Annotated in this window: 9 protein-coding genes; 5 read left to right on the forward strand and 4 right to left on the reverse strand. The window is 70.8% G+C overall.

Annotated features, from left to right (window positions below):
* The first annotated feature begins 87 nt into the window (after positions 1-87).
* Positions 88-4047, forward strand: coding sequence for a type VII secretion protein EccCa (gene eccCa / locus OHA88_RS15710; RefSeq protein WP_328626001.1), 3960 nt, complete (start codon positions 88-90; stop codon positions 4045-4047).
* Between the two features lie 237 nt (positions 4048-4284).
* A complete protein-coding gene (locus OHA88_RS15715; RefSeq protein WP_030933207.1) occupies positions 4285-4518 on the forward strand; it encodes a DUF397 domain-containing protein in 234 nt (77 codons plus the stop codon).
* A gap of 69 nt (positions 4519-4587) precedes the next feature.
* Here the strand turns inward: OHA88_RS15715 and OHA88_RS15720 are convergent, their stop codons facing one another.
* The 4 genes from OHA88_RS15720 to eccB form a co-directional block, all read right to left on the reverse strand.
* The gene (locus tag OHA88_RS15720; protein WP_030979818.1) at positions 4588-4893 is read right to left on the reverse strand and encodes a WXG100 family type VII secretion target; all 306 of its coding nucleotides are present in this window, start codon (positions 4891-4893) and stop codon (positions 4588-4590) included.
* A 52-nt stretch (positions 4894-4945) separates the two neighbouring features.
* On the reverse strand, positions 4946-5296 hold the full coding sequence (locus OHA88_RS15725) for a WXG100 family type VII secretion target (RefSeq protein WP_030979817.1): 351 nt from the start codon (positions 5294-5296) through the stop codon (positions 4946-4948).
* Positions 5297-5556: 260 nt separating this feature from the next.
* Positions 5557-6783: a type VII secretion-associated serine protease mycosin gene (gene mycP, locus OHA88_RS15730; protein WP_328626002.1), complete on the reverse strand. Its 1227-nt coding sequence runs from the start codon at positions 6781-6783 to the stop codon at positions 5557-5559.
* A 46-nt stretch (positions 6784-6829) separates the two neighbouring features.
* Entirely contained in the window at positions 6830-8380 is a 1551-nt protein-coding gene (eccB, locus tag OHA88_RS15735) for a type VII secretion protein EccB (RefSeq protein ID WP_328626003.1), read from the reverse strand.
* A gap of 228 nt (positions 8381-8608) precedes the next feature.
* Here eccB and eccE point away from each other — a divergent pair, with 228 nt between their 5' ends.
* From eccE to OHA88_RS15750, 3 genes are all read left to right on the forward strand, one after another.
* Complete coding sequence (eccE, locus tag OHA88_RS15740) at positions 8609-9970, forward strand: type VII secretion protein EccE (RefSeq protein ID WP_443044374.1); 1362 nt, start codon at positions 8609-8611, stop codon at positions 9968-9970.
* Complete coding sequence (locus OHA88_RS15745) at positions 9970-10692, forward strand: hypothetical protein (RefSeq protein WP_328626005.1); 723 nt, start codon at positions 9970-9972, stop codon at positions 10690-10692. The genes eccE and OHA88_RS15745 overlap by 1 nt, the downstream gene beginning before the upstream one ends.
* Positions 10693-11028: 336 nt before the next feature.
* A complete protein-coding gene (locus tag OHA88_RS15750; protein WP_328626006.1) occupies positions 11029-13800 on the forward strand; it encodes an SCO5717 family growth-regulating ATPase in 2772 nt (923 codons plus the stop codon).
* Positions 13801-13867: the final 67 nt, after the last annotated feature.

Genomic DNA, 13867 nt, shown 5'->3' on the forward strand with positions numbered 1-13867 from the left:
ACGTCCGCAAGCAAAGGCAGCCACGGGGGGCTTCGGTGCGGGTTCGACCGGTCTTCCGCCCGTCCGTACCGAGGGATTGATGTTCCGGTGAGCCAGATCGTCGTGAAACGACCTCCGCGGTCCCTGCCGCCCGAAGTGCCCACGGACGAACTGACGTTGGAGGCCCCTCCCGAACTGCCGCGCGGGCAGCAGGAGGGCATGCTGATGCAGATCCTGCCGGTGCTCGGCATGGGCTCGTCGGTGGTCTTCTTCTTCTCGCCGCAGGCTCCTCCGTTCATGCGCATCATGGGCGTTCTGATGCTTGTCTCGACCGTCGGCATGGTGATCGCCCAGCTCGTCCGCCACCGCCGCGGTACGCAGGGGCAAATGGCAGATGTGCGGCGCGACTACCTCAAATACCTGGCGCAGACGCGGCGTACGGTGCGCCGGACCGCGCGCGCCCAGCGCGACGTGCAGCTGTATCTGCAGCCCGCTCCTGAGCAGTTGTGGTCGGTGGTCGCCGAGGGCAGCCGGGTGTGGGAACGGCGGGTCGGGGACAACGACTTCGGGCAGGTGCGGGTCGGGCTCGGGGCGCAGCAGCTGTCGACTCCGCTGATCGCCCCGGACACCGCGCCGGTGGATGAGCTGGAGCCGATGTGTGCGGGGGCGATGCAGCAATTCCTCGCGGTGCACGGGTCGTTGGACGGACTGCCGATGGCCGTGTCGATGCGGGCCTTCTATCACGTGACGGTCTCCGGTCAGCCGGAGGCGGCGCAGTCGGCGGCGCGGGCGCTGGTCGCGCAGCTGGTGACGCTGCACTCCCCCGAGGATCTGATGGTCGCCGTGGTGGCCGCACCGGGTGCGGTGGCACGCTGGGACTGGACGAAGTGGCTTCCGCACGCGCAGGTGCCCGGGCAGCTCGACGGGGCAGGTACGAAGCGGTTGTTCGGCGACGATCTGGGTGAGCTGGAGCAGTTGCTGGCGAGCCGGCTGGAGGGGCGGCCGCGGTTCGGGCGGGAGAGTCAGCCGCTGCTGGACCAGCCGCACATCGTGGTGGTCCTCGACGGCGGGATGGTGCCGCCGGATTCGTTGTTCGCGGCGGCCGAGGGGCTGCAGGGTGTGACGATCGTCGAGGTCGTCCCGGGTGAGCTGGACGAGCCGCGCGGCGGGCTGTCGGTGGTGGTGCGGCCGGGACTGCTGCGGCTGGAGTCGGGGGCGGGACTGGCGTACGAGGGTGTGCCGGACGGGATGTCGCTGCCCGCGGCCGAGGCGCTGGCCCGGCAGCTCGCACCGCTGCGGATGGGCGGGGGCGACGACGACGAACCGCTGCTCGCCAACCTGGACTTCACGGACCTGCTGAACCTCGGCGACGCGGGGGCGGTCGATGTGGCGCGCACCTGGCGGCCGCGGTCGGTCTCCGAGCGGCTGCGGGTGCCGATCGGGGTCGGTGAGGACGGTCAGCCGGTGATGCTGGATCTGAAGGAGGCCGCGCAGGAGGGCATGGGTCCGCACGGACTGTGTGTCGGTGCGACCGGTTCCGGCAAGTCGGAGCTGCTGCGGACGCTGGTCCTGGGGCTCGCGGTCACGCACTCCTCGGAGACGCTCAACTTCGTGCTGGCGGACTTCAAGGGTGGTGCGACGTTCGCCGGGATGTCGCACATGCCGCACGTGGCGGCGGTCATCACCAACCTGGCGGACGATCTGACGCTCGTCGACCGCATGGGTGATGCGATCCGCGGTGAGCTGCAGCGGCGGCAGGAACTGCTGCGGTCGGCCGGCAACTACGCCAACATCCACGACTACGAGAAGGCGCGGGCGGCGGGCGCGGCGCTGGAGCCGCTGGCCTCGCTGGTCCTGGTCATCGACGAGTTCTCCGAACTGCTGGCAGCCAAGCCGGACTTCATCGACATGTTCATCCAGATCGGTCGCATCGGCCGCTCGCTGGGTGTGCATCTGCTGCTCGCCTCGCAGCGCCTGGAGGAGGGCAAGCTGCGCGGTCTGGACACCTATCTCTCGTACCGGATCGGGCTGCGGACCTTCTCGGCCGCCGAGTCGCGTACGGCGCTGGGGGTGCCCGACGCGTATCACCTGCCGTCGGTGCCGGGTTCCGGTTATCTCAAGTTCGGTACGGACGAGATGACCCGGTTCAAGGCGGCGTACGTGTCGGGGACGTACCGCACAGGTGGGCCCGATCTGTCGGTGGGGACGCTGCCGGTCGAGCGGCGGCCCGCGGTGTTCAGCGCACTGCCGGTGCCGGTGGTGTACGCGGCGCCGGACCCGGCGCATGTGGTCGCCTCGCGGACGAGTACGGAGGACGACGCGCTCGCGGACACGGTCCTCGATGTGATCGTGCGGCGCCTCGAGGGGCAGGGGGTGCCCGCCCATCAGGTGTGGCTGCCACCGCTGGACCGGGCGCCGACGCTGGACCAGCTGCTGCCGGGGCTCGCGCCGACCGCGGACCGGGGGTTCACGGCGACGGAGTACACACGGCCGGGTGGGCTGACCGTTCCGCTCGGTCTCATCGACAAGCCGTTCGAGCAGCGGCGTGAGGTGCTGTACCGGGACTTCTCCGGTGCGGCGGGCCACATGATGGTGATCGGCGGTCCGCAGTCCGGCAAGTCGACGATGATGCGGACGCTGATCTCGTCGTTCGCGCTCACCCACACCCCGCACGAAGTGCAGTTCTACGGACTCGACTTCGGCGGTGGCGGACTGGTCTCACTGGCGGAGCTGCCGCATGTGGGCGGGATGGCGTCGCGGCTGGATCCGGAGCGGGTGCGGCGTACGGTCGCCGAGGTCGCAGGGGTGCTGAACCGGCGCGAGGAGTTCTTCCGAGCCCACTCCATCGACTCCGTCGCCACGTACCGGCGCAGGCGCGCTCTCGGTGAACTGCCGGGCGAGCCGTGGGGCGACGTGTTCCTGGTCGTCGACGGCTGGGGCGGCTTCCGGGCCGAGTACGAGATGCTGGAGCAGGTCGTCACCGACATCGCCTCGCGCGGTCTCGGGTACGGCGTCCACGTGGTGATCACGGCCGCCCGGTACATGGAGGTGCGCGCCGCGCTCAAGGACCAGATCCTCGGCCGGCTCGAACTGCGGCTCGGCGACGTCATGGACTCCGAGTTCGACCGCAGGGTCGCGGTGAACGTTCCGCAGGGAGTGCCGGGACGTGGCCAGGTCCCGGAGAAGCTGCACTTCATGGGTGCACTGCCGCGTATCGACTCCACGAGCAGCGCGGCGGATCTCTCCGACGGCACGGCGGGCTTCGTCGAGACGGTGAAGTCCAACTGGGCGGGTCCATCGGCGCCCGCCGTACGGCTGCTGCCGCGGAAACTGCCCGCCGAGCAGCTGCCGAAGGGCTTCGAGTTCCCGCAGCGCGGGATCGCGATCGGTATCGACGAGACCGACCTGGAACCGGTGTTCGTCGACTTCGAGACCGATCCGTTCTTCCTGATCTTCGGCGAGAGCGAATCGGGGAAGACGAATCTGCTGCGTCTGATCGCGAAGCAGATCGCGGAGCGCTACTCGCCCGACGAGGCGAAGCTCGTCGTCGGCGACTACCGGCGGGCCCTGCTGGGCGCGCTGCCGGAGAGCCATCTGCTGGAGTACGCGCCGATGGCGAGCTCCATGCAGATGCACATGGAGGCGCTGGCCGGTGTGTTCTCGCGGCGGCAGCCGCCGACGGACGTCACCCCGCAGCAGTTGCGCGACCGCAGCTGGTGGACCGGGCCGCAGATCTTCATCGTCGTCGACGACTACGACCTGGTGGCGACGAACGCGGGCAACCCGCTCGCCCCGCTCGCGGAGTATCTGCCGTTCGCCCGGGACACGGGCGTCCGGTTCATCATCGCGCGCAACTCGGCGGGAGCCTCGCGATCGATGTACGAGTCGTTCATGCAGCGCATCAAGGAGCTGGGGGCGCAGGGCGTGGTGCTGTCCGGCGATCCGTCCGAGGGCGATCTGATCGGGCCGGTACGGGGGCATCCGATGCCGCCCGGGCGCGGGTACTTCGCCTCCCGACGGCGGGGGAACCCGCTGGTGCAGATCGGGCGGCTGCCGGAGCAGCGCTGAACCGCGGGGACCGGGAGTGGTTCCCGGCCGACGACGGTGTGGGCCAGTGCCTCAGCAACGTCGCGGGCAACCGCAGCCGCGTCGCGTACATGCTGCGACGCGGCTTCCGTGTGGGGCGCGCGGTCCGTACCACCGCCGGTCGGAAGCTGTCCATACCGGGCCTGTGGGCCGTGGGAGCGGGGATAGTCTGCACGCGGGCGACGAACGTGTTCCGCCGCAGGAGAGGAAGGGCATCTGATGGGCACGCAGCAGGAGAAGGACGAGCTGTACGCACTCGACATCTCGGGGGTCGAGTGGCTGAGTGCGCCCGGTACGGAAGAGGCCGAGGAGCGCGTCGAGATCGCGCATCTGCCGGGCGGGGCCGTGGCGATGCGGTCCTCGCTGGATCCGGAGACGGTGCTGCGGTACACGGAGGCCGAGTGGCGGGCGTTCGTACTGGGTGCGCGGGACGGCGAGTTCGACCTGACGTAGGACACCGTACGGACGGGAGAAGGGGCACGCTGCGACGAGCGTGCCCCTTCCGCCTGTGCGGTGCCGCGGTCAGTACGCCTCGGTGAACAGGCGCGAGGCCTTCACGTCCGTCGAGCGGTAGCTGTCCTTGCCGGACTCGATGATCTTCGCGACGTGCTCCAGGCGGGTCTTCATGTGCTCCGCCTTGCCCTTGTACTTGGACTGGAGGTGCACGTACTCCCCGTGCGCCTCACCGTCCCAGGTGTCGGTGACGACCTTCAGTGCCGCATCCATCTCCTGGAGGTCCTTGATGATGTTCTGCGAGACCACACGGATGCGGTTCGCCATCTCCTGGACGCTCTCGTACCTGACCTTGGTGTTCGGGTCGGTCGCCATCTGTCTGCTCCTCGGTGCTCGGCGTGTGTACGGAAGGGTGCTGCGGCGCGGCTCAGATGCCGTTCAGCCCGGAGGTGTTGCCGGACGACGCCGGCTCCTTCACCGCGTTGAAGGCCGCGCGGACCTCGTCGTCGTTGGCGTTGCTGAGGTTCTTGGTCTGGCCGACCGCGTTGAGGAGCACGTTGAGGAGCCGGCGGATCTCGTCGTGGTCCTCGTTGATCACGATCTGTGCGGATGTGAATCCCGAGGCGCCGACACCCGTCCACCCCGCGCTGACCGTCGCGAGGATGTCGGCCAACTCCCTGGACTGCTTGGACACCTGCTCCGCGGTTTCGATGATCTTGTTCTTCGCCTGGACGATCGGATCGTCGGCAAGTCCGAAACCACCTGCGGGGTTGGTCATCCGGAGGTCCTATCTCTGAGTTCCCGGTCCTGTCCGCCCATCGCGGCCAGGGTTCCTGCCTGCCCCGTGTGCTCCGGTCGCGGAGTCGGGGAAGTGCGGGGACGGGGAAGGGCATGGCAGTGTTCCCACGCCTCTGAATCGGATGCGACCACTTCTCGTTCCCCCGTCACACACGTGAAGTCAGCTACCACCCTAGTCACTTCGTCATCTCTCCCCAACTGCGCTTTATGGGGAGGGATCCACTTCACCGGGCGGTGCTGTCATCGCAAACCGCGTCGCCGCCGGACATCGCGGACGACCGTCGCGGTACCGGCGACCACGGAGATCAGTACGGCCGCTATGGCCAGGGCGTAGGTCGCGTACCGCTCGCTGCGTTCCTGCGAGGTCTCCGACAGCGACAGATGCGCGGGCGAGGGGGCCTGGGCCCGGGGCGGGGCCGGGTCGGGGTGCGGGGTGTCCTGCGGGGTGTCGTCGCCGGAGAGTGCGCGGACCGGGTCGACGACGCCCCAGCCGACGAAGTCGTCGTGGCCGGTGACGGAGCGTTCGGCGGTCTGCTCGATCCGGGCGACGATCTGGGGCGCGGTCCATTTCGGGTACTTGGCGCGCATCAGGGCGGCTACCCCGGCGACGTACGGCGCGGAGAAGCTGGTGCCGTTGTCGGTGCACTGGCCGTTGCCGGGAACGGTGGAGACGATGTCGACGCCGGGTGCTGCGACGCCGACGAACGTACCGGCCTGGGAGAAGGCGGCGCGCTCGTTGTTGCGGTCCGACGAGGCGACGGCGAGGACGCCGTCGAAGGCCGCCGGATAGGTGTTCCTCAGCTTGCCGTCCATGCCGTCGTTGCCCGCGGAGGCGACCACGACGACGTCCTTGGCGAGCGCCCTGGCCACTGCCTTCCCCAGCGGGGAATCCGGGGTCAGCGACTTCGTCGTGTCCTGGGAGATGTTGATGACCTGGGCGCCCTCGGCGATCGCGTGGCCGATCGCGGCGGCCATGGTGGTGTCCTTGCCGCTGTTCTTCTCGTCGTTCTGGCGGATCGGGATGATCGTGGCCTCGGGCGCCAGGCCGACGAAGCCGGTGCCCTTGCGGGGGCGGGCGGCGATGATGCCGGCGACCTTGGTGCCGTGGCCGACCTCGTCGACGGTGCCGTCGCTCCGGCCGCCCTTGAGGTAGTCGGCGCCCGCGGAGGCGTCGACGGCGGTCTGCAGCTGCGGGTTGGTGTTGTCGACGCCGGTGTCGATGACCGCGACGCGGACGCCCCTGCCCTTGGTGTCCTGCCACAGTTCGTCGAGCAGGACCCGCTGCAGCGACCAGGGGCGTCCCTCGTACTGCTTCTTCATCGGGAAGGCGCATTCGCCGCTGCCGTCTATCCCGACGTCGCCCCGGTCGCCGGGGTGTTCCTCGGCGTACGCCGCCCAGGGTGCCGCCAGTGCGGCCAGCGCGGCGGTGGCCGCCACCGTCAGCAGGGCCGTCTTCCGGTACAACATCTGTTCCTCTCCCCCGACTTCTACGAGCCCTTCGCGAATGCCGTGGTCACGAACCCTGGGGCTGGCGAGCGCTGTTGGTGTCGAGCCGCGGGCCCTTGGACAGGAACTCGGACCAGGCGAGCGGGACGAGAGCGGGCGTCACCTTCTCGTATCCGAGCCTGATCTGCGCCTGGCTGGGTTCGGGGCGGCCGTCCGTCCCGTTCTGCTGCTCGCCCGCCCCGATGTCGGAACGCTCGGCGTCGCTGTCGCCGTTCGCCTGAACGGCGTACCGCAGTCCGGTGTCGGTCACCAGGAAGAGTGAGCCGTCGGGGCTGGCCTGCTGCCCTCGGAACTGGGTGTAGAGGAGGCCGCTGCCGGGGGTGACGTACGTGCTGGTGCCACCGGCGCTGATGGAGGCGGGGTACGCGGTGCCCGCCCAGGTGCTGAGCGTCGGGCGGCCGTTGCCGTCGACCTTGCGCAGCACGCTGCAGATGGTGTCGTGGTCGCCGCTGCCACCGTCGGCGGCGTTCACCTGGACGGTCTTCCGCGTGGGCCAGTGTGCTGCCTGGCCGGTGAAGGCAGCGGGGTCCGGGACGAACTTCTGGAGTCCGACGGCGCGCGCCTCGCTGTTCAGGTCGAGGCCGGCGGTCCGCGGGGAGTTGATCAGCAGCCAGGCGGTGAACTCGGAGACCGGCTGGACCTTGCCGTCGAGGACCACGTAGTGGGTGGTGCCTTCGCCGTTACGGGTCCGCAGGACCATGCCGACCCTGTTCTCCTCCGTGGAGAGCTGTCCTTGGATGTGCGCGTTCGCGCCGACGGTGCCGGGAATCTGCGGGAAGACGATCGGGCTGCCGTCGTTCAGGGTGGCCAGCCAGTCGTCGGTGACGGACTGCGGCTGCCGGCTGCCGACGAGGGCGCCGGTCAGGTGGCCGTTGTCGGCGGCGGTCTCGTCGATGCGGTATTTGGTGCCGCTCGCATCGACGAGATAGCGGGCTCCGGTCTGGCCCTTGACGTACAGGACCTCGCCACCGCTGAGCCTGTTGGCGCCGTCGGTCCGCCTGTTGTCGCGTTCGGCGAAGACGAAGGCGGCCTTCTGCACGGTGTTGCCCTTGCCTCCGGGCTGTTCGCAGACGGCCCACCGCTTGGCCGTGCCCGCGTCGTTCGCCTCGGGCAGCCGGTCGGGGGCGTACGGGATGCCGAGGACCGGTCCGCGCGGCGGGCTGCCCGCGTCGAGGATGTCGTCGGGTACCTGGATGACGTCGTACTGCTGCGGGGTGAGGAGCAGTCGGGCGGAGGCGAGGTTCAGTACGGGATGCAGCAGGGTCTTCTTCTTCGTGCCCTTGCCGGTGGTGAGCACGACATAGCGGGTGGTGGACTGCTTGCCGACGATCACGTTGGTGAAGGGCTTGTCCCAGTCCTTGGGTGCGGTGGGCTTGAACATGCCGTAGGCCCCGAAGCCCGCGAGGATCAGCGCCCCGGCCACCATGCTCGGGAGGACGGCGCGCAGGGGGCGCGGCGCGCCCTCCTCGGTGCCGGTGGGCGAGGGTTGGAGAAATGCCGCCACCGTGCGTTTCTTCGCAAAGGTGTACGCGTTGAGTTCATCCCGCCGTGATGTCATGAGTCTGCGTGTCTCCCGTGTCTCCCCGCGCGGCTCCAGGAGTTCGCGTCCCCCGACCCCTGCGCCGGCCCCCCGGATGCCGGACCGCGCTGCCGGACAGGCCCCTACTATGCCTGCTGACCCCGGGCGACTGCGGGGCGGGTAGGGTGATCCAGCCGCCAAAGCCCCGGCGGGACAGGGGTGATCGGGTCGAAACGGGGGCCTTATGAACGGGGGAATGCCGGAATGATGTCTTCCGCGACGCGGACACGTCCGGCCGGGAACGCACCACCCCCCGCAGCCCGTACACCCACCGGAGCGGCGTCCTCCCCGTACCCGCCCGGCGGACCGGCGCGCGGCTCCTCCGGCCCCGGCCGACAAGCCGTCCCGCGGCTGAACGGACGCCCCGGACACTTCGGTTCGTTCCGATTGCAACAACTCGTACTGATCGAGATCGCGGCTGCGCTGCTGCTCGTGTCCTGGGTGATCGAGCCTCTGCTGCTGGTTCCGGCCGGCGCGGTCGCCACTGCGCTGGTGCTGCTCGCCGTCCTCCGCAGGCACCGCCGTTCGCTGCCCGAATGGCTGGGCACCGCGATCGCGCTGCGCGCGCGTACCCGCAGGGCCGCGTCGCTGGTGCTGCCCGCAGGTACTGAGCCGGGGATCGCGCCCGCCGTCGAGTGCGACCCGGCGCTGCGCACGTACTCGTTCAGCGACCGTGACCGGCGGCCGGTCGGGATGATCGGCGACGGTACGTTCCTCACGGCCGTACTGCAGATCGAGTCGGACGCCACGGCCCTGCGGCCCGACCGGTCCGCACAGCCGTTGCCGCTGACCCTGGTCCGGGATGTCCTCGACGTCGACGGCATCCGCCTGGAGTCGGCGCAGATCGTGCAGCACACCCAGCCCGCGCCCGCTCCGCATCTGCCCCCGCAGTCCGTCGCGGCACGCAACTACGCACCGCTGCAGGCCCGGACGGGATCGCCCGCGGTCCGGATCACCTGGATCGCGCTCAAGCTGGACCCGGAGCTCTGCCCGGAGGCCGTGCAGGCGCGCGGCGGCGGGGTCGAGGGAGCGCAGAAGTGTCTCGTACGCGCTGCCGATCAGCTGGCCAGCAGACTGACGGGGGCCGGTTTCCGCGCGACGGTGCTGACCGAGCAGGAGTTGACGTCGGCGATCGCGACCTCGGCCTGCGTCAGCCCGTCGGCGATGGAGCAGGCGGGCCGGACCCACACACCGGCGCGGCGCACCCAGGAGAACGCGCGGACGTGGCGCTGCGACGACCGGTGGCACACCACCTACTGGGTGGGACGCTGGCCGCAGTTCGGCGGGGCGACGAGCGGTGGCGGGGCGTCGATGCCGCAGCTGGTCGCACTGCTCACCTCGCTCCCGGCGCTCGCCACGACCTTCAGCCTGACGCTGGGACACGGCGACCGGCAGGAGGTCTCGATCGCCGGCCATGTCCGGATCACCGGACGCAGCGACGAGGAACTGCTCACCGCCCGGCACGAGTTGGAGCGCACCGCGCGTGGCGTGAAGACATCGCTGGTGCGACTCGACCGCGAGCAGCTGCCCGGTGTGCTCGCCACGCTGCCGCTCGGGGGTACCCGCTGATGTCCGTACCCACCAGTGCCCGCGCCCGGCTGGGCTTCGGGCTGATCGGACCGCGTCGCAGCCGGCACACGGTCTCCGTCGAGCAACTGGCCTCGATGGCCCTGCCGCTCGGCGACGACGGCATGGTGATCGGTGTGGACGCCGAGGGGCGGCCCGCCGTGCTCGGCATCAACCGGCCGACGCCGTACGACGTCACACTGATCGGCGGGCTGTGGACGGCGCAGGTGCTGGCCCTGCGGGCGGCCGCGACCGGCGCCCGGATCGTCGTGGAGACCGGCCGGGCCCACGCCTGGACGGGGCTCGCACAGGCGGCCGGGGGTGGCCAGCCGTGCATTTCGCTGCACGACGTGGGACGGGTGCCACCGCAGGGCGCCTCGGCCGGCAGCCCGGTGGTCGTGGTGCGGGACTGCGGGATGCGGCCGCCGCGCGGGCGAGTGGTGTCCGGGCCCTGGCAGTCGGTGATGACGCTGCTGCCGTATCTGAGTCCGGTGGCCCCCGGATTGATGAAGAAGGCGTCCCTGGTGGGGATTCAGCGGGTATCTCCCGACGAGGCCGCGCAGATCGGGCGAATCGCTCATCTGCCGGTCGCCGCGACGCAGGCGCTGTCGACGCTGGCGGACGGGGTCACCCTCTGGTGCACGGAACGGGACCGGCAGTTCGTGATGACGCAGGCCACCGATGCGGAGACGGGGCTGCTGGGCGGCGCACGACGGATGGACTGACCGTCGCACGCGCGCGAGGTACGTACCGGTCCGGGCAAGGCGCACGGAATGTTCACATATCCGTGTGCAGATGTATGAGTTTGACCGCTTCGCTCGTCATGCTCTGACCTACTCGGTTCACTTGGGGGCTACGCGTGACGTACTGGACAGCTCTTGCGGTGCCCTACGGCCTGCCGGAGGGGGCCCGATGACGATTAGGGTGGGTAGGGGCGCGGCAGTAGAACCTGCGGGCAGGCAGTGCGCGTCCCAAGGGGGAGAGCCGGGCGGTTCGGAATACGGGAACGGTCGCCCCCACCCACCACGGCACAAGGGTGCTCGACCACACCAGGAGGCAAAGTGAACGGCGATCGGGACGAAATCCGAGAGGGCTGGAGCAGGCCCGTCGACGAGTCGTCCGACGCGGAGCCCGCCGAGATGACGGGTGAGTTCACCATCGACTACACCCCGCCCGCCTGGTACACGCAGAACGCGTCCGGGGACTCGTCGGGCGGGGCCGGATCGCACCTGGCGCCGCCTCCGCCGCCCAACGGGGCGCCGGTGTCCGTGCCCGGGCTGCCGGCCGGGGGCGGCTTCGAGCCCACCTGGGCTCCGGCACCGCCCGCAGCCGCACCGCCGGTGGCACCGGTCGCGCCGACACCCCCTGCTGCTGCCGCTGCCGCTGATTCCTCTTCCTCCCCCGCGCCCGGGGCAGGGGAGGCAAGTGGTGCGCCGGCTCCTTTCGGAGGCGGAGACCTGGAGAGCGGCGCGACCATGCGGTTCTCGCCGGCCGCGCTGAAGCGGGAGATCGCGGAGCGGGAGGCTGCGGCCGCGGAGGCCGCGGACGCCGCTGTGGCCGCGACTGCGGCCGCGACAACTGCCCCGCCGGCAGACGGGGCCGGTGCCGGTGATCGTGGCGGGGACGGTGGCGCTGCCGATTCTGGCGCGACCGCCGGATCCGATTCGGGACAGCCTTCCGACGTGGCGACCGGCGACGGCGACGGCGATGCGGGACCGGTGACCGATGCGGTCAGGGACTCCGTTACGGACGAGGTTCCGGCCGACGTTCCTGCCGACGCCGACGAGCCTGTCGGCCCTGCGCCCTCGGACGCCATTTCGGACGCGGTGCCGCCGAACGCCCCGCCGGCCGCTGCGCCGCCGACCCCTTGGACCCCGGCACCGCCCGCGCAGGGCACTCTGCCGCCGCTGCCGCCCGCCTTCCAGCCCGCCGCGCCGCAGCCCGACGCGCCCCAGCCGGCGCCGCAGTGGCCGGCGACGGGGCCTGCCCAGACGAACCAGGCGCCCGGCGGTTACGGGTTCCCGAACCCCGCGCAGGCGCCGCACACGCCTCAGGCACCGCAAGCGCCTCAGCTGCCTGCCCAGCGGAACGCCCCGGCGCCGCAGGGCGGTTACGGATTCCCGCCGCAGCCGCAGGCGCCCGCCCAGGGAGTGCCGCTGCCGCCGCAGGTTCCGCAGCACCCCGCTCCCCCCGCGCCGCCGGTGCAGGGCGCATACGGGTTCCCGCAACCGCCTCAGGTGCCGCAGCCACCGCAGTGGCCCGCACAGCAGAGCGCCCCGCAGCCGCCCCAGGCCCACCAGGCGCCCCAGCCGCCGGTCCAGGGCGCGCCCAATCTGCCCGCGCCGGTCGCGCCCCAGCCGCCCGCCCACCAGCAACAGCCCCAGCAACCCCAACACCTGCACCCGCAACAGCAGCCGCCGCAGGGTCCGCCCGTCGACCCGCGCACCGGCGCGGCCTGGCCCACCCCGGTCACCCATGACCAGCGCGAGCGTTCCGTGCCCGGCGCACCCCTCGGTTACACGGCGGCTGTGGAGCTGTCCTCCGACCGCCTGGTCCGGGGCAAGCAGAAGGCCAAGAGCAGCCGTGCGCCGTCCGCCGCGTCCCGCTTCAAGCTGGGCAACAAGAAGGAGGAGGCCGAGCGGCAGCGCAAGCTCGACCTGATCCGTACGCCCGTGCTGTCGTGCTACCGGATCGCGGTCATCAGCCTCAAGGGCGGTGTCGGCAAGACCACGACGACCACCGCACTCGGCGCGACCCTGGCCACCGAGCGCCAGGACAAGATCCTCGCCATCGACGCCAACCCGGACGCCGGTACGCTCGGCCGCCGCGTGCGTCGCGAGACCGGGGCCACCATCCGTGACCTGGTCCAGGCGATCCCGTACCTCAACTCGTACATGGACATCCGCCGCTTCACCTCGCAGGCGCCCTCCGGTCTGGAGATCATCGCCAACGACGTGGACCCGGCGGTCTCGACGACCTTCAACGACGAGGACTACCGGCGCGCGATCGATGTCCTCGGCAAGCAGTACCCGATCATCCTCACCGACTCGGGTACCGGTCTGCTCTACAGCGCGATGCGCGGAGTGCTGGACCTCGCCGACCAGTTGATCATCATCTCGACGCCGTCGGTCGACGGTGCCTCGAGTGCCTCCACGACGCTGGACTGGCTGTCGGCGCACGGGTACGCGGAACTGGTGCAGCGCTCGATCACCGTCATTTCCGGGGTCCGCGAGACCGGGAAGATGATCAAGGTCGATGACATCGTGCAGCACTTCGAGACGCGCTGCCGGGGCGTGATCGTCGTACCGTTCGACGAGCATCTGTCGGCCGGCGCCGAGGTCGACCTGGACATGATGCGCCCGAAGACCCGCGAGGCGTACTTCAACCTCTCCGCGCTGGTCGCCGAGGACTTCCCGCGCGCCCAGCAGCAGCAGGGCCTGTGGACGTCGGACGGCAACAACCCGCCGCCGCAGTTCGCCCCGCCGATGCCCGGACACCAGACGCCCGGTCAGCAGCCGTACGCACCACAGCAGACGGGCCAGCCGTATCCGCCTCAGCAGCCCCAGCAGCCCTACCCGCCCCATCAGCCGTACGGGGGACAGCAGCCGTATCCCCCGCACCCCGGTCCCGGTGCACAGCAGAACGGCTGGCAGCAGTCGTTGCCGTCCCAGGCCCAGTCCCCGGCGAGCCCGGCCGGCCCGCCCGCGCCGCAGCAGCACGGCGGTCAGCCCGGCTTGCCGGCACAGCAGGACCACCCCGAACTGCAAGGCCCCGTCCCGCCCGCGGGCTGGCAGCAGCACCCTCCGCAGCCACCGCCAGCGCCTCAGCAGTAAGGCATCAGAGGTCTAAACCAATGAGGGCCCGCACCGTCCCGACGGTGCGGGCCCTCTGGGCATTCCT

The sequence above is a fragment of the Streptomyces sp. NBC_00353 genome (assembly GCF_036108815.1).
Taxonomy (GTDB): Bacteria; Actinomycetota; Actinomycetes; order Streptomycetales; family Streptomycetaceae; genus Streptomyces.

What these genes read in the sequence shown, in the direction of transcription:
- OHA88_RS15720 (WP_030979818.1), bottom strand. Translation starts at nt 4,893, where the DNA reads ATGGCGACCGACCCGAACACCAAGGTCAGGTACGAGAGCGTCCAGGAG.
- mycP (WP_328626002.1), bottom strand. Translation starts at nt 6,783, where the DNA reads ATGTTGTACCGGAAGACGGCCCTGCTGACGGTGGCGGCCACCGCCGCG.
- eccB (WP_328626003.1), bottom strand. Translation starts at nt 8,380, where the DNA reads ATGACATCACGGCGGGATGAACTCAACGCGTACACCTTTGCGAAGAAA.
- eccE (WP_443044374.1), top strand. Translation starts at nt 8,609, where the DNA reads ATGTCTTCCGCGACGCGGACACGTCCGGCCGGGAACGCACCACCCCCC.
- OHA88_RS15715 (WP_030933207.1), top strand. Translation starts at nt 4,285, where the DNA reads ATGGGCACGCAGCAGGAGAAGGACGAGCTGTACGCACTCGACATCTCG.
- OHA88_RS15725 (WP_030979817.1), bottom strand. Translation starts at nt 5,296, where the DNA reads ATGACCAACCCCGCAGGTGGTTTCGGACTTGCCGACGATCCGATCGTC.
- OHA88_RS15745 (WP_328626005.1), top strand. Translation starts at nt 9,970, where the DNA reads ATGTCCGTACCCACCAGTGCCCGCGCCCGGCTGGGCTTCGGGCTGATC.